General features: G+C 48.7%; 19 protein-coding genes. 9 read left to right on the top strand and 10 right to left on the bottom strand.

The genetic code is table 11. The features are described 5' to 3' along the window. Positions 1 to 39: 39 nt before the first annotated feature. Entirely contained in the window at positions 40 to 258 is a 219-nt protein-coding gene (locus tag BMX22_RS02015; protein WP_074740256.1) for a DUF378 domain-containing protein, read from the bottom strand. Between the two features lie 176 nt (positions 259 to 434). Next, positions 435 to 665, bottom strand: a complete 231-nt coding sequence (locus BMX22_RS02010; RefSeq protein ID WP_074740255.1) for an HPr family phosphocarrier protein — start codon at positions 663 to 665, stop codon at positions 435 to 437. A 280-nt stretch (positions 666 to 945) separates the two neighbouring features. On the opposite strand from BMX22_RS02010, the gene mtaB reads away from it, so the two are divergent. Together mtaB and BMX22_RS02000 are read left to right on the top strand one after the other, a co-directional pair. Then, positions 946 to 2,259, top strand: a complete 1,314-nt coding sequence (mtaB, locus tag BMX22_RS02005; protein WP_074740254.1) for a tRNA (N(6)-L-threonylcarbamoyladenosine(37)-C(2))-methylthiotransferase MtaB — start codon at positions 946 to 948, stop codon at positions 2,257 to 2,259. Positions 2,260 to 2,325: 66 nt separating this feature from the next. Then, positions 2,326 to 6,030 carry a phosphoribosylformylglycinamidine synthase gene (locus BMX22_RS02000; RefSeq protein ID WP_074740253.1) on the top strand — a complete coding sequence of 1,235 codons (3,705 nt, stop codon included), beginning with the start codon at positions 2,326 to 2,328 and terminating at the stop codon, positions 6,028 to 6,030. A 50-nt stretch (positions 6,031 to 6,080) separates the two neighbouring features. On the opposite strand, the gene BMX22_RS01995 is transcribed toward BMX22_RS02000, so the two are convergent. Further along, positions 6,081 to 6,980, bottom strand: coding sequence for a hypothetical protein (locus BMX22_RS01995; RefSeq protein WP_074740252.1), 900 nt, complete (start codon positions 6,978 to 6,980; stop codon positions 6,081 to 6,083). Between the two features lie 14 nt (positions 6,981 to 6,994). Then, positions 6,995 to 7,561: an RNA polymerase sigma factor gene (locus BMX22_RS01990; protein WP_074740251.1), complete on the bottom strand. Its 567-nt coding sequence runs from the start codon at positions 7,559 to 7,561 to the stop codon at positions 6,995 to 6,997. Positions 7,562 to 7,774: 213 nt separating this feature from the next. Between BMX22_RS01990 and BMX22_RS01985 the strand changes: the two genes are divergently transcribed. From BMX22_RS01985 to BMX22_RS01965, 5 genes are all read left to right on the top strand, one after another. Continuing rightward, the gene (locus BMX22_RS01985) at positions 7,775 to 8,785 is read left to right on the top strand and encodes a M42 family metallopeptidase (RefSeq protein ID WP_074740250.1); all 1,011 of its coding nucleotides are present in this window, start codon (positions 7,775 to 7,777) and stop codon (positions 8,783 to 8,785) included. Next, positions 8,785 to 9,801 carry a M42 family metallopeptidase gene (locus BMX22_RS01980; RefSeq protein ID WP_074740249.1) on the top strand — a complete coding sequence of 339 codons (1,017 nt, stop codon included), beginning with the start codon at positions 8,785 to 8,787 and terminating at the stop codon, positions 9,799 to 9,801. Before BMX22_RS01985 ends, BMX22_RS01980 begins: the two co-directional genes overlap by 1 nt. Further along, positions 9,798 to 10,598 carry a GNAT family N-acetyltransferase gene (locus BMX22_RS01975; protein WP_074740248.1) on the top strand — a complete coding sequence of 267 codons (801 nt, stop codon included), beginning with the start codon at positions 9,798 to 9,800 and terminating at the stop codon, positions 10,596 to 10,598. The genes BMX22_RS01980 and BMX22_RS01975 overlap by 4 nt, the downstream gene beginning before the upstream one ends. Before the next feature lie 15 nt (positions 10,599 to 10,613). Then, positions 10,614 to 11,873 (top strand): aminotransferase class I/II-fold pyridoxal phosphate-dependent enzyme, encoded by a 1,260-nt coding sequence (locus BMX22_RS01970; protein WP_074740247.1) that lies wholly within the window; start codon positions 10,614 to 10,616, stop codon positions 11,871 to 11,873. A 176-nt stretch (positions 11,874 to 12,049) separates the two neighbouring features. Then, positions 12,050 to 14,029, top strand: a complete 1,980-nt coding sequence (locus tag BMX22_RS01965) for a protein kinase domain-containing protein (RefSeq protein ID WP_143055455.1) — start codon at positions 12,050 to 12,052, stop codon at positions 14,027 to 14,029. 184 nt (positions 14,030 to 14,213) lie between these two features. On the opposite strand, the gene BMX22_RS01960 is transcribed toward BMX22_RS01965, so the two are convergent. Genes BMX22_RS01960 through BMX22_RS01950 form a run of 3 tightly spaced genes read right to left on the bottom strand, consistent with a single transcriptional unit; the run spans position 14,214 to position 16,920 of the window. Continuing rightward, positions 14,214 to 15,233 (bottom strand): hypothetical protein, encoded by a 1,020-nt coding sequence (locus BMX22_RS01960; RefSeq protein ID WP_074740245.1) that lies wholly within the window; start codon positions 15,231 to 15,233, stop codon positions 14,214 to 14,216. A gap of 15 nt (positions 15,234 to 15,248) precedes the next feature. Then, positions 15,249 to 16,382, bottom strand: coding sequence for a hypothetical protein (locus BMX22_RS01955; RefSeq protein ID WP_074740244.1), 1,134 nt, complete (start codon positions 16,380 to 16,382; stop codon positions 15,249 to 15,251). Then, positions 16,369 to 16,920, bottom strand: coding sequence for an RNA polymerase sigma factor (locus BMX22_RS01950; RefSeq protein WP_074740243.1), 552 nt, complete (start codon positions 16,918 to 16,920; stop codon positions 16,369 to 16,371). The genes BMX22_RS01955 and BMX22_RS01950 overlap by 14 nt, the downstream gene beginning before the upstream one ends. Positions 16,921 to 17,228: 308 nt before the next feature. Here BMX22_RS01950 and BMX22_RS16755 point away from each other — a divergent pair, with 308 nt between their 5' ends. Both BMX22_RS16755 and BMX22_RS01940 read left to right on the top strand, forming a co-directional pair. Continuing rightward, positions 17,229 to 17,636 carry a hypothetical protein gene (locus BMX22_RS16755; RefSeq protein WP_318259666.1) on the top strand — a complete coding sequence of 136 codons (408 nt, stop codon included), beginning with the start codon at positions 17,229 to 17,231 and terminating at the stop codon, positions 17,634 to 17,636. A 29-nt stretch (positions 17,637 to 17,665) separates the two neighbouring features. Beyond that, on the top strand, positions 17,666 to 18,661 hold the full coding sequence (locus tag BMX22_RS01940; protein WP_074740242.1) for a hypothetical protein: 996 nt from the start codon (positions 17,666 to 17,668) through the stop codon (positions 18,659 to 18,661). A 70-nt stretch (positions 18,662 to 18,731) separates the two neighbouring features. On the opposite strand, the gene BMX22_RS01935 is transcribed toward BMX22_RS01940, so the two are convergent. The 3 genes from BMX22_RS01935 to BMX22_RS01925 are packed head-to-tail and all read right to left on the bottom strand — an operon-like array spanning position 18,732 to position 21,059. Continuing rightward, a complete protein-coding gene (locus BMX22_RS01935) occupies positions 18,732 to 19,745 on the bottom strand; it encodes a dockerin type I domain-containing protein (protein ID WP_074740241.1) in 1,014 nt (337 codons plus the stop codon). A gap of 13 nt (positions 19,746 to 19,758) precedes the next feature. Continuing rightward, positions 19,759 to 20,493: a hypothetical protein gene (locus BMX22_RS01930; protein WP_074740240.1), complete on the bottom strand. Its 735-nt coding sequence runs from the start codon at positions 20,491 to 20,493 to the stop codon at positions 19,759 to 19,761. Further along, positions 20,490 to 21,059 carry an RNA polymerase sigma factor gene (locus tag BMX22_RS01925; protein WP_074740239.1) on the bottom strand — a complete coding sequence of 190 codons (570 nt, stop codon included), beginning with the start codon at positions 21,057 to 21,059 and terminating at the stop codon, positions 20,490 to 20,492. The genes BMX22_RS01930 and BMX22_RS01925 overlap by 4 nt, the downstream gene beginning before the upstream one ends. Between the last annotated feature and the right edge of the window lie 85 nt (positions 21,060 to 21,144).

Here is a 21,144-nt window from a genome sequence, read left to right as displayed (position 1 = left end):
TATTCTGCCGCTGCGGCATCTAAGCGGCAGGATATGCGCTCAGCGCTCTACAGTGCTGACCGCGAGCTCCTCATTCCTGCGGAAGAGGAAGGAAATGCACCATACCGCAGAGACTGCTACAAGGATGTAGACAGCTCGTGCGAGGACAGTGCCCGCACCGCCGAATGCAAAAGCAACGAGGTCGAGGTCAAAGATACCGACAAGACCCCAGTTTATACCTCCGACGATGAGAAGTATGAGGGCGAGTTTATCCCACATAGATGTGACACCTCTTTTCGTGACGTTTATTCCGTTTGAAACGTTGATAAGCGCCTGAGAGTATTATGTCGGAGAACAGCATCTTTAAAACAGGAAATTACTGTAAAAAGAAAAAGGGCGCTTCCGAAGAAGCGCCAAGGTGTGTGTACTGTCATTTTTTATTGTTTAGCTTTGTTTTACTTAACGATGTACTTTTCAATGTCCTTCATGAACTTATCAGCGTCGTCAGTGTGAGCATTGAGCTCGATGGGCTTTGAGAGGTCCAGGCTGAAAATACCCATGATAGACTTTGCGTCTACAGCGTATCTTCCGGATACAAGGTCAATATCGAAGTCGTACTTCATAACGATATTAACGAAATCCTTAACGTCGTTGATAGCCTGAAGTGAAACGGTAGTCTTTGTCATAATTCATTACCTCCTGTTTTCGCTTGCGTGTGTGTGGGTTTCATATATATCTTCTCTTCCTTGCGGGCTCTTCCCTGTCCGCAACTATATATTACCACTTGTAAACGGCTATGTCAAGGCGATTTTTATAAATTCGGCATTTTGGCATAAAGAAATATGAAATCAATTTGACTTTTTAGGTATAAAGAATAATTATTTATACTGCACAAAAACGGATAGTCATTTTTGTGTAGTATTAACATGACAATTATGGTAATAATTCGTGATAAATGGGTGAAATATGTATAAAATATTTTTTATAACTTTCGGTTGCAAGGTCAGTCAGTACGAGACCGAGCTCTTGCGAAGCTGCTTCTCTGATTCGGGATTTGTTCCTGCGGACAAAGCGACCGACGCAGATGTCATTGTTGTGAATTCATGCACTGTTACGGGAAGCGGTGACAGTAAGTCTGTATACGCAGTAAGGAAGCTGCGAAAGGACGTGCCCGATGCTGTCATCGTGCTGACGGGCTGTATGCCGCAGGCTGCTCCCGAAGCGGCTGAGAGGGTCACGGAGGCTGACATAATCACAGGGACAAAGGAGCGTGCGAAGCTGCCCGAACTCGTTCTCGCTGCCCTGACTGAGAAGCGCCGTATCGTTGATATACAGCCGCTTGATAAGGACGAAACATTCGAGGAGATACCTTACGTTCCGACGGACAGCCATACCCGCGCCTTCGTTAAGATACAGGACGGCTGTGAGTGCTACTGCACCTACTGTATGATACCCTACGCGCGCGGACGCTTCCGCAGCAAGCCGCTCGATGACCTGCGGCGTGAGGTCGCTATGCTTGCCGCTCACGGACGGCGTGAAGTAGTGCTCACGGGCATAAATATCGCGTTTTACGGGCACAGAGAGGGGCTTCGCCTCGCGGATGCGGTGGAGGTCTGCTGTCAGACCGAAGGCATCGAACGTGTCAGGCTCGGCTCAATAGAGCCCGAGATGATGCTCCCCGACGACCTCGACAGACTTGCTGCCCTTCCGCAATTCTGCCCGCAGTTCCACCTGTCGCTGCAAAGCGGCAGTGCGGCTACGCTCAGACGCATGAACCGCCGCTATACGCCCGAAGAGTACGCTTTTCTCACCGAACAGATACGCGCACGTTTCCCTCAGGCTGCCTTCACTACTGATATCATGGTGGGATTTCCGAACGAAACTGAGGAAGAATTTGCCGAATCTATGGCATTTGCCGAGAAAATAGGGTTTTCGAGGATACACGTTTTTCAGTATTCTCCGAGACAGGGGACTCCGGCCGCGAAAATGGAGCAAATACCCGATGCGGTCAAGCACGAGCGCGCCGACCGAATGAAGGCTCTCGGAGAGCGACTTTCACGTGCGTATATGCAGAGCCTCGTCGGTCAGACTGTGCCGGTGCTGTTTGAACGCGAAAAATCGGAGGATTTCCATAACGGTCACGCTCCGGACTACACCTTAATAAAAATTTCACGGAAAAATTCAAAAAAAAGTTTGCGTAATCACATTTTTTATGTTACAATAGAAGATGTAGGCGATGACTGCTGCCTCGGACGTATCGCGTCGGAGGACGAGGTCTGACCTGAAAGGGGAGTTTCCCGTATTTCCAAGCTTAACGTTATTTTTATACATAAGGAGAAGAATAATATGGCTGTATTCAGAATCTATGCAGAAAAAAAGCCCGAATTCGCCGTCGAGGCTAAGTCTATCCTCAGCGACATCAGAACGTCCCTGCGGCTCGATGTCAAGGGTATCCGCGTTCTCAACCGCTACGATGCGGACAAGCTCAGCGAGGCTGACTTCAAAGCCGCGATACCTACCGTTTTCTCCGAACCCGCAGTAGACGTTGTATATGACAAGCTCCCCGACCTCGAGGAGGGCGACAAAGTTTTCGCAGTTGAGTACCTTCCGGGTCAGTTCGACCAGCGCGCCGACAGCTGTGAGCAGTGTATACAGATACTCCGTCAGGGCGAGCGCTGCCGTGTGAGAAATGCGAGGGTGTATATTGTTTCGGGCGGTATTTCCGATGCTGACCTTGAGCGTCTCAAGGCGTACATGATAAACCCCGTTGAGTGCCGCGAGGCTTCCCTTGATGAGGTCGATTCTCTTGATACAAACTATGAGATACCCGAGACAGTTGAAACTCTTGAGGGCTTTATCAACCTCAACGAGAAGGGACTTCACGCTTTCGTTGACCAGTTCGGTCTTGCTATGGACTATGACGATATCAAGTTCTGCCAGGACTACTTCCGCAGCAAAGAACACCGCGACCCCACTATCACCGAGATACGAATGATAGATACATACTGGTCTGACCACTGCCGTCATACCACCTTCCTCACGAATGTCGAGAACGTCAGCATCGTTACTCCCTACATCAAGGACACTTACGATATGTACCTCAATGTGCGCGAGGAGCTCGGCAGGAGCGACCGTCCGATAACACTTATGGATATCGGTACTCTTGCGGCTAAGAAGCTCAAGGCAGACGGACTCCTCCCCGACCTCGACGAGAGCGAGGAGATAAACGCCTGCTCGGTAAAGATAAAGGTCGATATCGACGGCAAGCTCGAGGACTGGATACTCATGTTCAAGAACGAGACCCACAACCACCCCACCGAGATAGAGCCATTCGGCGGTGCGGCGACTTGTCTCGGCGGAGCTATCCGCGACCCGCTCTCGGGCAGAAGTTATGTTTATCAGGCAATGCGCGTAACAGGTGCGGCAAACCCGCTCGTACCCGTTGCGGATACTATACAGGGCAAGCTCCCGCAGAAGAAGATAGTAGTCGGAGCTGCAAACGGCTACAGCTCGTACGGCAACCAGATAGGTCTGGCTACAGGTCACGTTGCTGAGGTATATCATCCGGGCTATGTAGCCAAGCGTATGGAGATAGGTGCTGTTCTCGGTGCTGCTCCCGCGGAGAATATCCGCCGCGAGGCTCCTGTTCCGGGAGATGTGGTCATACTCCTCGGCGGAAAAACAGGCCGCGACGGCTGCGGCGGAGCTACAGGTTCATCAAAGTCACACACTCTCGAATCTCTCGAGAGCTGCGGTGCCGAGGTACAGAAGGGCAATCCTCCCGAGGAGAGAAAGCTTCAGCGTCTGTTCCGCAAGCCCGAGGTGACAAAGCTCATCAAGCGCTGCAACGACTTCGGCGCAGGCGGAGTGTCGGTCGCTATCGGCGAGCTGACAGACGGTCTTGTTATCGACCTAAATGCCGTACCGAAGAAGTACGACGGACTTGACGGTACCGAGATAGCTATTTCCGAGTCACAGGAGCGTATGGCAGTAGTCGTTGCTCCCGAGGACGTTGAGACATTCATGGCTGAGGCTGCAAAGGAAAACCTCGAAGCTACACTTGTTGCTGACGTTGTCGAGGAGCCTCGCCTCAAGATGAACTGGAACGGCAGAACTATCGTTGACCTCTCGCGCGAGTTCCTCAACTCGAACGGAGCGCCCAAGTTCACTGATATAACCGTTGAGCTCCCCGAGGATACTTCTCCCGAGGAGGTAGAGGACAATGCCGAGGCGTGGACAAAGCTGATGGGCGGACTCAATGTCTGCTCTCAGAAGGGACTTATCGAGAAGTTTGACTCGACTATCGGTGCGGGAACGGTTCTCATGCCCTTTGGCGGAGTGTATCAGATGACTCCCTCACAGGCAATGGCAGCAAAGATACCTGTACTCAGAGGCGAGACCAATACCTGCTCGCTCATGGGCTGGGGCTACAATCCCGATATATCCTCAAAGAGCCCCTACCACGGCGCAATGCTCGCAGTTGTTGAGTCTATCGCCAAGGTAGTTGCGGCAGGCGGTACTTATAAGAAGTGCTGGCTCACTTTCCAGGAATACTTCGAGCGTACTCAGAACGACCCGAAGCGTTGGGGCAAGCCCATGGCTGCTCTGCTCGGAGCCTTCAAAGCTCAGCTCGAGCTCGGCTGCGGTTCTATCGGCGGCAAGGATTCGATGTCGGGCACATTTGAGAACATCGACGTTCCGCCCACACTCGTTTCGTTTGCTGTATCCACTGCAAAGGCTGACAAGGTAGTCTCTACCGAGTTCAAGCAGGCAGGAGATAAGGTAATATACATCGCTCCCGATTACGACGAGAACGGCCTTCCCGTATTTGACAGCGTTAAGGCTGTATTCGACAAGGTCGAGGACATAATTGCTGCGGGCAGAGCTGCTGCTATCTGGACTATCGGCTACGGCGGCGCAGCTGAGGGCATCGCAAAGATGTGCTTCGGCAACAGGCTCGGATTCGAGTTCACATCACGCATGACAGCTCGTCAGTTGTTCACGCCTTGTTATGGTGCATTCATCATTGAGCTTACAGGCGAGGCTTCCGATGATGAGAACGTTATCGGCAAGACCACCGATACATACAGGATAGATACGCTTGACTACACTCTCGGACTTGATAATCTCCAGCGCGTATGGGAGGGCAAGCTCGAGCCTGTATTCCCGTGCCGCATCAATACAACAGACGCTACACCTGCCAAGTACAGCTACAAGAATACCGTAACGCTTGCTTCCTCTGAGAAGTTTGCAAAGCCGAGAGTCGTTATCCCCGTATTCCCGGGCACTAACTGCGAGTATGACACTGCAAGAGCCTTCGAGAAGGCGGGTGCGTCGGCTGAGGTCATCGTTATCCGCAATCAGGCGGCAGGCGATATCGAGGCGTCCGTCGAGCAGTTCGAGAAGGCTATCCGCGAGTCGCAGATGATAATGATTCCGGGCGGATTCTCAGGCGGTGACGAGCCCGAGGGAAGCGGCAAGTTCATCACAGCATTCTTCCGCAACCCCATGATAAAGGACGCTGTTCACGACCTCCTCAAGAACAGGGACGGTCTCATGCTCGGTATCTGCAACGGCTTCCAGGCACTTGTCAAGCTTGGTCTTGTACCATTCGGCGAGATAGTTGACATGACAGATGATTCACCTACACTGACGTTCAACACCATCAACCGTCACCAGTCGATGATGGTCAACACACGTATCGCCTCGAACAAGAGCCCATGGCTCTATGGCACAGAGGTCGGCGATATCCACACAGTTCCGATCTCGCACGGCGAGGGACGCTTTGTAGCTCCCGAGAGTCTGATACAGAAGATGGCTGAGAATGGACAGATCGCTACTCAGTACGTTGACCTCGCGGGCGACCCGACTATGGATATCCGCTACAATCCCAACACATCGGTCGACGCTATCGAGGGCATCACTTCGCCCGACGGACGCGTTCTTGGCAAGATGGGTCACTCCGAGCGTAAGGGCAGCTTCATCTGCAAAAATGTTGCGGGCGAAAAAGACCAGCGCATATTCGAGAGCGGCGTGGCTTACTTCAAGTGATAATATGAATGAAAAAGCTCGGAAGCGGTATGCTTCCGAGCTTTTTGCTTTTATTCGGGGATATCATCTGATATCAGGCGATCGCTGTAGCTGTCTATCTTCCATTCATCGCTCTCCTTGACGCAGACAATGTTCAGCAAATGCTGATTGTTGTCTTGTGTCCTACAGGCAACAGTAAAATTAAAACTTGTCTCGTCGAAGCTGTTTATCTTGATATCATTCTGAGTGTAGCTGTAGATTACGGCATCTATGTTTTCACTGCGGTGGTAGAGCTTGCCGTCGAAGACCTTGAAAATCGGAGTTTCGACCACGTGTTCGTTCCAGAGGTATTCGTATCTGTTGAGAAAACTTTCCGTGAAATATTCCCTGTATTTCGCCTTTACATCCTCGGGCTTATCGAAATCGTAGCAGCGGTAATACTCGACCGTTCCGCTGCTTGTTTCGAGCTTTTTTTTCACCTGTTTATCTTCGCCGACATTCCAGCCAATCGTAAGATTCACAAATTGATTCAGTTTCATCATCAAACTGTCCGCAACGGCGTGAGGTTCATTACGGAGCATATCTTCCATACCAGCCTCAATTTGTGAGACCTCTGCGCTGAAGTCGTATTCCTCGGTCGCAACAGTTGTTTCAGACGTGGTCGTCACCTCTGTCATAGGCTCGTCGGGGACATGAGCGTTCCTGCTGAGGTATATCCCTCCGCCCACAATGCCGCCCACAAGGAGCAGGCTTGCTGCCGCAGTTGCAAAGCCGTACCATTTCGGACGCTTGTACTGCTCTACGCCGCTGACCTGTAACTCGTCGTCTGAATTGTTATTCATTTTGTTCAGCTTATCCATACTCATCTTCAACATCCTCTCTTTTTCTTTCGCGGTCAGTACCCTTCGCTCGGAAAGGCGCTCTAAACTCTTGTCGGATGCATTTTCAAGCATATTGAATCCATGTTCCATTTCACGCATCTCCTTTACAATGTGATACCGACTTCTGCCAGTGTTTTTCTGAGTTTGTCGAGGGCTCTCGATGCACGCATACGCACTGCCGAGGGCTTCATCGACAGCATTTTTGCTATTTCTGCCGAAGAGCGGTCATAGTAGTATTTTTGCAGGATGATCGTAGAATCGGGCTCACCGAGTTCGTCTATCTTGTTGAGCAGTATACAGCGGCGCTCCTCGAGTTCATGCTCGGATTCGATATCCGTACGCGATGCAACACCCGCGAGATAGTCGTCGGACTCTCCCGAATCATGTTCCGAACGGGAGGCGAATCTGTGATATGCGTTGATAGCGCGGCGCTTGGAGACAGTTCCGATGAAGCCCTTCATATCGCCTGCAAACTCGCCGCTGTTGCTGTAGGTGAGGAAAATGTCCGCAAAGATGTCGCTCACGCATTCCTCTATATCCTCGCGCTGAGCTACGCTTCGCAGCTTGTTGTATACAATTGCGTAGACGTAGTCGCAGTAGTTCCCGAACAGCGCGGCGTACGCCTTTTCGGGCGAGCTTTCCCGCAGTGCGCTGTATTCTGCTCCCGTCATGGCGCTGCCTCCTCTCTGAAAGTATCCCATGGAATTTGTGCTTTCATATATAACATTCAAGTTGAACACGCTGATTGTCACAAAAGCTGGATAAATATTAGCATATTTCGGGCAGGGAAGTCAAGTTGAAACGAAATATCCTCCTTCGCCCGCTTGCTATTATAGGAAGAGTATGGTATAATATAGAGTAACGTCTTTTTATGAGGTGAATTTATGGAACTCAAAGAAGTAATATTTTCGCTTGCCGATGCATACGGGGCTTCGGGAAGCGAGACTCCTGCGGCTAAGAGAGCCTGCGAGCTGCTGAGCAAGTATTGTCCCGATGCGAGGATCGTCAGCGGCAACGTGATAGGTTCATTCGGTACAAAGCGCGACGGACTGCCTCATTTAGTTCTCGACGCGCATATAGACCAGATAGGCTTCGTCGTTACAAGCATTACCGACGAAGGTTTTGTCAAGTTCGACCAGCTCGGAGGGATAGACCGCCGCCTAATCGCTGCTCAGCCTGTAATTATCCACGGAAAGCGTGATATATCAGGGGTCATCTGTTCGATACCTCCGCACCTGAGCGGAGGAAGTGAAGTCCCCAAATACGATGATACCGCCATAGATACTGGCATGAGCCATGATGAGCTCACGGAGATAGTATCGGAGGGCGACAGTGTGACCTTTGATGTGAAGTGCCGCTCACTCCTGAATGAGCGAGTAACAGGCGGAGCTCTTGACGACAGGTGCGGAGTTGCGGCGATTCTGTACGCATTGGAGCTCGCACAGGGCAGGGAACTCGCGTTTAATGTCACAGTTGTTTTCTCTTGTCAGGAGGAAGTGGGTGAGCGCGGAGCCAAGATAGGTGCATTTCAGCTTGTCCCCGATATAGCTCTCGCTGTGGATGTAAGCTTTGCAGCAGCGATAGGAGAGGACGAGCGCAAGTGCGGTAAGCTTGGCGCGGGACCTATGATAGGCGTGTCACCGTCGCTCTCGCGCGAGGTAACGGACGGGCTCATCTCCGCTGCGAAGACGGCTTCGATACCGTATCAGCTCGAGGTCATGAACAGCGGCACGGGTACCAATGCAGACCGCTATTCCGTGAACTGTTCGGGATGTAAGGCTTGTACCGTTTCTATCCCGCTCAGGAATATGCACACGCCTGTTGAGGTCATCGACCTCTCCGACGTGAGAACGACCGCGGAGCTCATTGCCGCGTATATAACGGAGGAAAAATGATGAAAGAACTGCTAAAGGAGCTTTGCCTAATCAACGGCGTATCGGGCGATGAATCGGCAGTCCGCGAGTATATCATCGGAAAGGTGAAGGACTTCTGCGATTACCGCGTCGACCCGCTCGGCAGCCTTATCTGCTTCCGCAGGGGCAGGAAGAGCTCGGACAAGAAGCTGATGATATGTGCCCACATGGACGAGGTCGGCTTCATAGTTACATATATCAATCCTGACGGCACACTTTGCTTCGACGAGGTCGGCGGAGTCAACACCACTGTCGCTATAGGCAGGCAGGTCAGAGTCGGAAAGAGCGGCATTGCGGGAGTTATAGGCTCCACTGCGGTACACAACCTTTCAAAGGAGCAGAAGGAGAAAGCTCCCGACTACGACGGTATGTACATCGACATCGGTGCAAAAGACCGAGAAGATGCAATGCAGTATGTCTCTCTCGGTGACTGTGTGTATTTCGATTCAGAGTTCACGGAATTAGGTGCAAATATAAAGTCCAAGGCAATAGACGACCGCGCAGGATGCGCTATGATGATTCGTCTGATACGGGAGCAGCCCGAGTACGACACTTACTTTGTGTTCAACGTACAGGAGGAGATAGGACTGCGCGGCTCGGGAGTGTCAGCGTTCAGCGTGGCTCCTGATTTTGCCGTTGTTTTAGAGGCGACCACTGCCGCCGACATTGACGGGGTGTCAGGAGCTAAGCGCGTGTGCTGGCTCGGGGACGGACCTGTCATCAGCTACATGGACAGGCGCACCATATACGACAGGGGACTGTACGACCTCGCTATGGATACAGCTAAGGAGCTGAGTATCTGCTGCCAGACCAAGACCAAGATCGCAGGCGGCAACGATGCGGGAGCCATCCACATCAGCGGCAGCGGAGTCCGCACCATTGCTGTATCGCTCCCGTGCAGGTATCTGCACAGCGCGTCCTGCGTTATCGCAGAGCGTGACCTTGAGCCATCGTACAAGCTTGTAAAGCGCCTTGCCGAGAGGATACACGAACTATGATAAAACTGATAAAAAGCGACAGTGAGCTCGACAGCGAGCTTCTGATGAAAACTCTCTCGGGACGCAAAATGCTCGCTTATATGAAGGCTTACGGCGCTGAGTACGACTTCTGCCGCTTCTACAAGATAATCGGCGAGTACGGCAACATAGGCGAGGGGTATATGTTCATCATCAACTCTACTCTGATAATATGCGGAGACGGTCAGCTCGAGGCTGATGAGGAGCTCCAGATATTCGTCAACATGAACCAGCCTTTCCGCATAGAGGGCGACCAGAAGATACTTGCGGGGATAGACAGGGGAGACCGCTATCAGGAGCTCAACCGTACCGTATTCGAGCTCGTTCCAGACAAAGACAGCTACAAATTTGCGGAAGAATACGTCGACTTTGACCCCTATCTCCCCGATGTATACCAGATACTGAGTGAGGGATTCCCGAATATTGCGGACTTTTCACTGTGGTACACCGATACGTCTCACCGCTGCCGACATGGTATCAGCCGCGTATTCACCTACCGTGACTGTACTACAGCTTCTATCGTTTTCGATATCGGCAACGAAGCACTGATAGGACAGGTCGCGACCAAGGTCTCGGCTCGCGGAAGCGGCTATGCGCGCGAGTTTTTGAAATGGCTCGCTCTTTTCCTTAATAACAACGGCAAGAGAGCCTTCCTTCTCGCGCTTGATGTAAGAGTGAGCTTTTATCGTGAGATAGGTTTCCGCGAGGTCGAGCACGAAGTCGTCCTCGAGCGTATCGACGTTGAGAAGGACAGCGTGACAAAGGGCATAATGAACTGAGAAAGGATAGTTTTGATGAATAACGGGATAAAGGATATATACGGATTTGACGACAAGCTCATGGAGCTCGCTCAGCAGGCGGAGGAGAACTGCCGCGAAGCGTTTGAAAGGATAGACTCCGTGGCTGAATACTGCGGAGCTAAGGTGCTGAAAGCGTTTGCGGACAACCGCGTCAGCGAGCCGTGCTTCTACGGTTCGACAGGCTATGGCTACGGAGATGTCGGCAGAGATGTCATAGATAAAGTTTTCGCGCAGGTACTCGGCACAGAGGATGCTCTTGTGCGCTTCAATTTCGTATCGGGTACGCACGCGCTCTCAACGGCGCTGTTCGGCGTTCTGCGCACGGGAGACAAGATAGTTTCCGTCACTGGCAAGCCTTACGACACGCTTGAGGAGGTCATCGGCATCGCGGGTGAGAAGGGGAACGGCTCACTCATGGACTACGGCGTCGAGTACGGACAGGTAGACCTTCTCGCTGACGGAACTCCCGACTTCGAGCGTATCACCGAAGCTGTCAGAGGAGCAAAGGTAGCGTATATCCAGCGTTCACGCGGGTATTCGCTGCGTCCCGCCTTCACTGTTGCGGACATTGAGAAAATGGTAAAGGCGATAAGGAAGGGCGCCCCCGATGCTATTGTTATGGTAGACAACTGCTACGGCGAGTTCGTAGAGACCCGAGAGCCCTCGGAGGCAGGAGCTGATATCATCATCGGTTCGCTCATCAAGAACGCAGGCGGCGGTATCGCCCGTACAGGCGGATATATCGCGGGAAGAGCAGACCTGGTGGAGCTGTGCTCCTACAGACTCACCTGCGTGGGAATGGGAAAGGAAGTCGGCTGTACGCTCGGAATGAACCGTGAGATGTTGCTCGGATTGTTCATGGCTCCGGACGTGGTAGCAGCGGCGCTCAAAACATCGGCGTTTGCGAGCGAGCTCTTCACAATGCTCGGCTACGAGTGTTCGCCGCGTAAGGACGACCCGAGAGGTGACATCATCACAGCCATCAGGCTCGGCAACGAGGAAAAGCTTTGTGCATTCTGCCGCGGCATACAGGCAGGAGCTCCCGTTGACGCATTTGTAACACCCGAGCCGTGGGATATGCCGGGATATACCGACAAGGTCATCATGGCTGCAGGAGCCTTTACCATGGGCGCTTCGATAGAGCTTTCTGCGGATGCTCCGCTGCGCGAGCCATATGCTGTTTGGATGCAGGGAGGCATAACATACACCAGTGGAAAGCTCGGTGTAATGCTTGCGGCGCGTGAGCTTGCATGAGCCAATAGTTACAAATAAGCGGAATATTGTAATAAAATTATTACAGAAATAATACAAAATGCTATAAATGGGCGGAATATTACCAATATAGGTTGACATTTGCGGTGATTACTGCTAAAATAGATATGATACATTGAAATAGTATCGCTATAATATAGGGTAAAGGAGGAACTGCTTTGGGAGAACGTAGATTCTGTTATAAGTGTATGGAAAAGTTTGACATGGATCAGCATATCTGCCCCCATTGCGGATTCGATGACACAACGCCGCACAATGCCATGTATATAACCCCGGGGACTGTCCTGCGCGACAGGTACCTTGTAGGCGTGCTTCTCGAGTATAACGGCGAGGGCGCTACATACATGGGATATGATATATCCACATCATGCAAAGTCATGCTCAGGGAGTATATGCCGATAAACCTCTGTACAAGAGTAAAGGGCAGAGCTACTATCAGCGTAAATTACAATAACCTCGCCAAGTACAAGGCATTCATGGCTGAGTATACCGAGCTCAACAAGTCGCTTGCAAGGCTCAGGAACAACTCTAACATCAATCCTGTTCTCGATATGTTTGCTGAGAACAACACCACTTATACAGTTTTTGAGTATATCAACGGAGTGAAGGTGCTCGATTACCTCAAGGAGAATGCGGGCGAGCTCAGCTGGGAACAGGTCTCAAAGATATTCCCGCCTCTCTTCACTACGATAGGCATACTTCATAACGCAGGGATAATCCACCGTGCTATCAGCCCCGAGACCATATACATCACCGATAAGGGCGAGCTGAAGCTCTCGGGTTTCTGCGTATCCGCAGTGAGAACGGCAAATGCCGGCCTCGAATACGAGCTTTTCAAAGGCTATGCCGCTCCCGAGCAGTACTCTGCGAGCAGCAGCAGCCGTCAGGGCTCATGGACAGATGTTTACGGAGTCTGCGCACTTCTGTACAGAGCGCTCACGGGTTGTATGCCGGTTGATTCCGTAACTCGTATGCAGCACGATGACCTCTGCGAGCCCGCCATGCTCAACAAGAGCATTCCCGCACACGTTTCGCGTGTGATCATGGAGGGTATGAACCTCGCAGGCAGGGATCGTATACAGACTATCACAGAGCTCGTGACAAGGCTTTTCGAGCAGCCCCCGAATGTTAGACCTGCTTTCGAGCAGGCTCACGTCGACAGCTATGCTAACGAGCCGGTACGTCAGGCAGCTCCAGTATACCAGCAGCCGCAGCAGCAGGCTCCGCCTCCGCCGCAGTATTATCAGCAGCCTCCTCAGCAGCCGTATTATCAGAATGATGACGACTACGACGAGTACAGCTATGAGAAGGTCAATACGGTTGACCGTATCAAAGTGCCGATAATCATTGGTATACTGCTTCTTGCGATACTTCTGATAATCGTTGTGTTCTTCATGAAAACTTTCGTGAACAGCGGCGATGACGAAAGCGATTCGTCAAGCTCGTCTATATCGAGTAATATCGTTACTACTGAAGCAGGCTTCACTACTGCTGATTCCTCGATGCCGGATACTGAAATGCCCGACCTTGTCGGAAAATTCTATAGTCTCACCGAGGAGAAGTACAAGGATTACTTCAAGTTTGAGGTAGAGTACGAATTCGACAACGAGACCGACCCCGACGTTATCCTCGAGCAGGATGTCAAGGCAGGCGAGACAGTTAAGCAGTACACTGTTGTCAAGCTCAAGGTCAGCAAGGGCAAGGAGGGCGCGAATATCCCGCCTTATGAAGGCCTTACTGTTTCACAGTATGAGAACGAGCTTCGCAAGGCAGGTATCACGAATTACTCCAAGGTCAAGTCGAGCCAGACATGGGGAACTCCCAACAGCATCACACAGCTTATGGTAGACGCTAAGGTGGTAGCTCCCGGAACATATTACAGCAACAAAGATTCAAAGAAGCTGATAGTTTACTATCTGCCAGAGGATGCACAGGTTACGCCAACAACAAAGGCTACAGAGGCACAGCAGCAGGTAATAACAACTACCGCTCAAGCGGTTGTCACACAAGCGCCCGAGACTACAAGTCCTCCTCCGGTGGTAACTACTCCGCCTCCGACAGACCCGCCTGTTGTTGACCCGCCGCCTGTAATAGAGCCTACGGAGCCTGCAACGACACCTGAGTACGGCGAGTGGTAAGTACGGCTTATAAACCAAGAAATCGGCACTCTTAGAGGAATGCCCTCTTGTGAGGCATAAACGATGATGACAGGCGCGATAATAAAGGCGCTCTGCATTACAAAAGTTTTGTCAGCAAAAAACAGCGGCACCTGTTATCAGGTGCCGCTGTTTTGGTAATAAGGAGGGTAAAAATGATTAGCGCTTACTTTTGTGAATCTATGACCTGTAACTCATAGGCGTCTGCGGCTGTAAGACCGTCGTATTCGCCTGTTACATCGCCGTTGAATTTGCCCTGTGCAGAGAGGTTGTATTTGTCCTTGTTAGCGATATTCTGCAATATCGCCACAGGGTCGGCAATAGTTACCTTGCCGTCACAGTTGGCGTCGCCTTTGAGTCCATTACATACGTCTATGCCGTCGCCTCCGCCAACAGTTGAACTTGATTGCCGCCAATGAATGTCAGGTTCCAAGTGTGTTGCTTCGTATATGTTTCGTGATATTTCCAGTTTTTCATCAAGGCTTATATCGTCGAGAGACTGACCGTTTGGCGGAACAAGTTCTACCATGCAATAATCTTTGTTTGTATAGGACATCCACACGGTATAGCCTTCAAGTTCTTTTTCAACATAATCACAGAAAGCTCCATACAGGTCAGTATCTCCATAAACTATTGTGTACGTCATAAGCCCTCTTCTGTATGGGCTATGTAGTTCTTTCATACTATACTTGTTTGTTATAAGCTTTCCGTCAGAAATAAGCTCTCGCTCTTTCATGAATTCCAGATACTCTATTGCTTCCTGCATTGTAATTCTTGAATGGGTACAGTTCCTCATCAGGCAGTATTTTCCTCCAGATGCCATTGACAGCCAGAACTGGACTTTCTCGAAGTCATCCTTGTACTCTTCATACAGAGCATTCTCAACATCCGCTTTGCTCACACCATCAGCAAGCTTGACCTGGATATCATGAGCGTCGTCGATTTTGTTGAACGTGCGAAACAGTGTGCCATCTTCGTTCACAAAAACACGATAATCATCTGATTTCTTTTCAGTGTCAAAAGTCCAGTCAAAGAAATCAATGTCATATATTTCTGTAAAACCCTCTGTAGCCTTTGCGATACCGTCAGAGTCTCCGTCGATATCCCATGCATTTGCCGCTGTCGGGGTCAGCATAACTGTTGCTGCCATTGCAGCCGCGATGATACCTGCTAATGTTTTTTTCATAAAAATGACCTCCTTTTAATATTGGTTTTCAACGAATTTAATGAACTCTTTAGCTCTGTCTTTGCCGATAAGAAAGCTCAACTTTTTGTTTGTGGGCGTGGTGATATAAAGATAGCCGTTTACCCTGACTTCAAAACTCAGAAAATCCTCTGGTATTGGAATGACAGTCGCTCCGAGCCAGACAGGCGGATCGGAAGCCCCCGGTCCGGCTTTCGCGTTTTCGTCCTTTTCCGCGAAAAGTATAGCGAAAGCGTCGTCCTTGTTTGCGGGGCGGGGACGGATGTTTGGATGATTATTGTCATTTACAAACTCTACCTTAAGATTGTTCTGAACATCGAGGTCTTCTGCAAACTGTTCGAGAGATGCAGGCTTGTAATCAAGATTGTGGTATATCAGGTTAAGGTCGGTGCCTTCAAATCTGATTGCAACAGCGTAATCGCCGCTGATACTCCCTATCTGATACACGTCTGCATTGAGGGTTTCGGGAAGTAACTCGGTGTACTCCGTCGGCTCAACGGATATCTCGGTCAGCAGCTCGCCGATATCCTCGTCAGCGATTGACTTGGTCTTCGGACTTGAAGATGTGCGTCTGTCGCTGGGAAAATAGTAATATTGCCAAAGCTGGTATTGGTTACCGTCGAACAAATCCAGATTCTTTACATTAGCTGCAACTAAGTCGAGATAAGTCATATCGCTCGGCATTGTTACGGCGGGCTGTGCTGCTGTCGTGGTTTGCGTGGTTTGCATAGAGACAGCGTCGGTTTGTGTGGTTGTCTGCATTGACGTTGATGTTGTCTCATTTGAGAAAGTGGTGGTTGTGACGGATGTCAACGTCGTTTCTGTTTTTATTATTGTTGTGGTCGTGACAGCGACCGTGGTCGAAGGGGCAGTTAATAAAGTATTGTTTGAGACGCTGTTATATTCCGCGGCATATTTTTTGTTAGTCTCAATTACAGTGTTAGACTGCTCGGGAACAGGTTTCTGCGGAGGCTTGAGAGCATTCGCACAAATACCTATGCCGATAACCGCCGCTGCTCCCGTACCAATAGCGAAAGTGCGAATTAACGATGTTCTGCGTCGTTTACGCTCTGCAATTATCACGTCACCGCGAGCCATTATGCTCTTTGCCTTTTCCTCATATCTGTCCATTGCTCTCCCTCCTCTCCAGTTCTTCCTTCAAAGCTTGTTTGGCGCGATATATGAGATTGGAGAGCTGACGGCTCGTTTTTCCCATGACTTTTGCAGCCTCCTCATTTGACATCTCCTCAAAGAATATCAGATAGAGGACCTGCGCATACTCGCTATTCAGTGCCTTGATTGCATGGTGCAGACTGATGTTTTGTTCGCCCTTTATGTATTCATCTTCGATATCAATTTCATCCGATAGGTAGACGTAGTCCTCGATAGGTACGACCGAGCCCCTTTTCAGCTTCTTCACATAGTTAAGAGCAGTATTCTTGCCTATTGTGTAAAGCCAGGTCTTAAACGAGTATTGTTCCTTATATACGGGTCTGTTGGTATAGAGCTTAAGGAAGGTCTCGTCGGCGGCTTCCTCGGAAACATGGATATCATCAACAATTGTGTTCAGGAAGAGCACGAGTTTATCGTTGTATTCCCGAACGAGCTCAATAAAAGCATCATTATCACCATTAAGGAAACGGAGGTAGCTACTTGCACCGTTACCCATAGATTACTCCTTTGCGAGAAACATATCCGAATTTGTTCTTCACTTATTATACAACCGCAACGTAATGGTTTTCTCACCAAAATCATATATTTTTATTATTTAACAGTATTTTACTGCATTACAAAAGTTTTTCAACGAAAGCAGCGGCACTCATTTATGTTGCCGCTGTTTTCTATCCATTGACAGAATAGACCTCGTAGTATATAATACAAGTTAAATAATAAAAATTTATTGAATCCGTGAGACTTTTTGACTTCTGAAAAGACTAACTTATAGAGCATAAAAAAATCTACAGAAAGGATATTTTTATGGATAACGGTGCAAGTAGCTACCGCCGTTTCCTTGCAGGAGATAGAGAAGGACTTGCAGAAATAGTCCGCGAATACAGTGACGGTCTTATCCTTTACATAAACAGCTTTGTAAAGAATATATGTGTTTCCGAGGAGCTCATGGAAGATGTTTTCGTTGAGATCGCTATGGTAATCAGGCTATCGGAAAATGAGGTGCTTGTCAGTGGCGTTGTCGAGGCAGACTCTGATTCACTTGGAGAGCAGGTCAACGAAATCACACTTCGCCCGACCTGTTACACGAACTTTCTGCCCGAGGAACTGACTGCACAGATTTACATCATTAATAGTAACAACTTAAAGAAACAAGTTGCCGTAAGATTTACGGGCTCGGAAAAATTTATTATTTACAATATCGTAAAGGCATAGAAATGACAATATAAAAAGGAGGGTTCACTATGAAAAAAACCATGATAAGAATGGCAGCGGCTGTACTGACTGCCGCAGGAATGCTAACACCTATGACTGCAAATGCTATCTATACCGAGGTATCGTTCGATTCTGAGCGTACGTCATTAATGCTTAAAGGATACACAGAAATTAATGATTGTTTTATCAGAGACGATCGCATTTTTATGAACGAGGACGGCACGCACTTCATAGCCTTCCACAAACTCAGAGATGAAGTTATGTTCACGAAGGCTGATGGCATTGAGCGACAGGATATTGAGGAATTGATAAGAAAGGACTATGCTGCTCCTGTATTCTTGACAGACAGTTTTTTCGGCGAATGGGAAAAAAGTTTCACAGTCGCAAACGCAGATCTGAAGACGCAAACCGAGATATGCGAACTACTCAAGGAAAAAGGCATGATAACAGACTGCACTCTTATAACTGAAAAATATTCCATGGCTGACTGGTATGGCAGGAGTGTGACAAGTTATTATACATGGTATCTCAAGTATAAGGGAGGAGAACTGTTCTGTGAAGAAAATGGAGTTCCCAAAAATTACAGTACAATTGACGCACTCTCTGAATACGTAAAAACCAAGCTTGAAGGCTACAGCGTAAGAGAGGTTAAAGATGATAAAGAAAAAACGACCTATGTCGAGCTCGTTCCTCCTGAGGAAACTACGCTGCTTGAACAGGTCGAGGTCGCGACAAGAATCGCAAATGATTTGGAGATCTATCCATTTTATGAATCTCCAGAAACTGCGGCGGAAAATGTTGAGTTTGGTACCAGCATTGATTTGTTCAACTCGGTGAAGGGCGATGCCAACTGCGACGGAAAGGCAACGGTCGCCGATTCGGTTGCAATACTCCAAAGCATCGCCAACGCCGATAAATATGCATTGTCTGCGCAGGGCAAGTTCAATGGCGATATTAGCGGAGACTATGATGGAATAACAGCCGCCGACGCACGTACCATTCAAGAGTGGGACGCCAACAGGTGACACAACTCTCCTCCACATTACCAAAACAGCGGCACCTGTTATCGGGTGCCGCTGCTTTCATCTCGTTCAGTCATATAGTTGACAACCGCGAATAATCCATGAGTACCTCAGATGCATCTGACGCATTGATTTTTCCGTCGCCGTTATAATCGTAGTTCATAAAAGTCAAGGATAAGGAATCATATGTTTGAGACAAGTCTAAAAACAGATCATAGTGAGTTGACAGCCATGAATACTTGGAGAGTATTTCAGAAGCATCAGCTGCATCTATTCGACCGTCGCAATTGATGTCTCCTGCCTTAACTTTATCAGTGAACTCGCCGTCATTGTCACGGTCAATATACAGGCTCAGCCCGCCTTTCTTATCAAATCTGATGAATACATCCTGTACAGCATTGAACTCGTAGTTGTACTGATTTCCATAGTCGCTGTCATCACTTTTTCCGCTAAGTGTCGAGCAGAGATATTTCCCGTTCACATCTCCCTTCAGCACGAAGCCGTTATTCTCACGTATTACGTCGATCTCAGATGAAGTACCCGATATACATACAGCGGTATAGCGTGTGCTGTCCGCAACTTCGTTCGGATAGTATCTCATCGACCACCTCAGCTTTTCACCGTTGGTCGACATTAAATGAGAAGTTCTGTCCTGAATGGTGAGTACAGCCGGCTGCTCATGGGTCTCGGTAATTGTTCTCGAAGTATTATCCCAAACAGTTATCATAGCAGTTTTATCGTTGTTCAGATCTCTGAATTCAGTTGATTCGGCAATAATTTTGTCAGCTTTGGTATAAAATATGTTCGTTTCATATCCTGTGATGTTCTTTATGGGCGAAACTTCTTTCCCGTACTCATCAAAGAATTTCGTATCGTAAATGATCTTATCCGGTATACCCAATACCACAGCTTTCATTTGAGGCTCGACATTTCGGTAATCACGCAGCAGGTCGGATCTGAATGCGTAGTATTCGGTGAGAGTAGCAAGATCCTCGTAGCTTTTGTCAGGATCTGCGGCCTTTGCCGTCATGCCTTGACTTGACAGCAAAACAATTGCTGCTGTAAAAAATGATATTGCTTTTTTCATAATAAAACCTCCGTTATTTTATAGTTGAAATAATACTGTTTATTTGTTCGGCTTCCATGTTCTCAAAGCCGAATATAGTCATGATACCATTGCTTTCATAGATGACCGATACTTCATAGTTATCGTTCACGGTCTGCTCGAACCACTTCGCCTGATGACCGTTGACAATAGTATCATGCTCTGAGATTTCTGAATCTCCCTGTGATATCAGGTCCTTATACTCATCCGGTGATACAGGATTCTTGAAGTATGCAAAGCTCATAAATCTCTCATCGTAACTATAAGTGAACTGGACTATAAAAGGCTTGACATCGATCATATCTGCGACAAATCCTGCGGGTATCATTTCCGGCGCTTCAACATACATTCCCTGTTCCTGACAAGCAGCGATTATATCCACGTGTTTGTAATCGGTGTTTTTATCACTTGAAACCGAAGACTCAATGATTTCCGGGCTATTGTTGATTACGCGATATATAGCGAATGCTCCACCTGAAATAATGATAAGAGCAGCAGCGATACCGGCTATCCTTGAGATAATATGAGGTTTGTATTTTTCAGTTCCGCTTACAGTTATTCCACCATTGTATGTTTCGGTGGAAGTTTTATGTGACTCTGCTTTATTTATGCTTCTGTTGAAAATTATCTCTCTTTGAGCAGGAGTAGTAAACTCGACAGCAGCTGCAAGTTCTTCGATAGTATTGTCATCTGCATGGTTGAGGATATCAAAAAAATTCTTTTCGTTCACTGTATATCCTCCTCTCCAATTCCGGCTTCAGAGAGCATTTCTTTCAGTCTCCTGACAGCTCTTGTACAGCGCATACGCACCGCTGAGGGCTTCAGCGAAACGATTTTTGCTATTTCTTTTGAATTCCTCCCGCAGAAATACTTCTGAAAAACTATCGTGCTGTCAGGTTCTCCGAGTTCAAGAGTCTTTTGTATGAGAAGTCTTCTTATCTCTGCTTTTTCAAACTCTCTGGACAGATCAGTCGTATCAGGAGCAGCATTCAATTCTTCTAACGGACTTGTAATTCCTTTAGAACTCAGACGCTTGTAATAATTAGCAGCATTCCTCCTTGCAATAATAGCAATAAATCCCTTCATTTCGCCGTCAAAAGCACTATTCTTGTCATAACCCGAAAAAATATCAGAAAAAGTATCGCTCACGCATTCGTCTATATCCTCACGTTCTGCAACGCCGCGAAGAAGTGAGAATACTATGGCATAAACATAGTTGATGTATTCGTCAAAAAGCATTTTCTGAGCGTTGTATTCCGATTTTTCAAGTTCATTACGGTAATCCTTGTCCGTCATCAGTATTCTCCTTTCATTTTATCTACTCCCTCGGTCGGGTTAAAGTGCAACACGCTAATGCATATTTTATCATAATAAGTCTGAG

Origin of the sequence: Ruminococcus sp. YRD2003 (genome assembly GCA_900109435.1) — a bacterium.
Lineage (GTDB): Bacteria > Bacillota > Clostridia > Oscillospirales > Ruminococcaceae > Ruminococcus > Ruminococcus flavefaciens_G.
This window is presented reverse-complemented; position numbering and strand designations above follow the sequence as displayed.

Bases quoted from the DNA above. Each gene is read 5' to 3' on its own strand.
- BMX22_RS02015 (WP_074740256.1), bottom strand. From the start codon at position 258: ATGTGGGATAAACTCGCCCTCATACTTCTCATCGTCGGAGGTATAAAC.
- BMX22_RS02010 (WP_074740255.1), bottom strand. From the start codon at position 665: ATGACAAAGACTACCGTTTCACTTCAGGCTATCAACGACGTTAAGGAT.
- mtaB (WP_074740254.1), top strand. From the start codon at position 946: ATGTATAAAATATTTTTTATAACTTTCGGTTGCAAGGTCAGTCAGTAC.
- BMX22_RS02000 (WP_074740253.1), top strand. From the start codon at position 2,326: ATGGCTGTATTCAGAATCTATGCAGAAAAAAAGCCCGAATTCGCCGTC.
- BMX22_RS01995 (WP_074740252.1), bottom strand. From the start codon at position 6,980: ATGGAACATGGATTCAATATGCTTGAAAATGCATCCGACAAGAGTTTA.
- BMX22_RS01990 (WP_074740251.1), bottom strand. From the start codon at position 7,561: ATGACGGGAGCAGAATACAGCGCACTGCGGGAAAGCTCGCCCGAAAAG.
- BMX22_RS01985 (WP_074740250.1), top strand. From the start codon at position 7,775: ATGGAACTCAAAGAAGTAATATTTTCGCTTGCCGATGCATACGGGGCT.
- BMX22_RS01980 (WP_074740249.1), top strand. From the start codon at position 8,785: ATGAAAGAACTGCTAAAGGAGCTTTGCCTAATCAACGGCGTATCGGGC.
- BMX22_RS01975 (WP_074740248.1), top strand. From the start codon at position 9,798: ATGATAAAACTGATAAAAAGCGACAGTGAGCTCGACAGCGAGCTTCTG.
- BMX22_RS01970 (WP_074740247.1), top strand. From the start codon at position 10,614: ATGAATAACGGGATAAAGGATATATACGGATTTGACGACAAGCTCATG.
- BMX22_RS01960 (WP_074740245.1), bottom strand. From the start codon at position 15,233: ATGAAAAAAACATTAGCAGGTATCATCGCGGCTGCAATGGCAGCAACA.
- BMX22_RS01955 (WP_074740244.1), bottom strand. From the start codon at position 16,382: ATGGACAGATATGAGGAAAAGGCAAAGAGCATAATGGCTCGCGGTGAC.
- BMX22_RS01950 (WP_074740243.1), bottom strand. From the start codon at position 16,920: ATGGGTAACGGTGCAAGTAGCTACCTCCGTTTCCTTAATGGTGATAAT.
- BMX22_RS16755 (WP_318259666.1), top strand. From the start codon at position 17,229: ATGGATAACGGTGCAAGTAGCTACCGCCGTTTCCTTGCAGGAGATAGA.
- BMX22_RS01940 (WP_074740242.1), top strand. From the start codon at position 17,666: ATGAAAAAAACCATGATAAGAATGGCAGCGGCTGTACTGACTGCCGCA.
- BMX22_RS01935 (WP_074740241.1), bottom strand. From the start codon at position 19,745: ATGAAAAAAGCAATATCATTTTTTACAGCAGCAATTGTTTTGCTGTCA.
- BMX22_RS01925 (WP_074740239.1), bottom strand. From the start codon at position 21,059: ATGACGGACAAGGATTACCGTAATGAACTTGAAAAATCGGAATACAAC.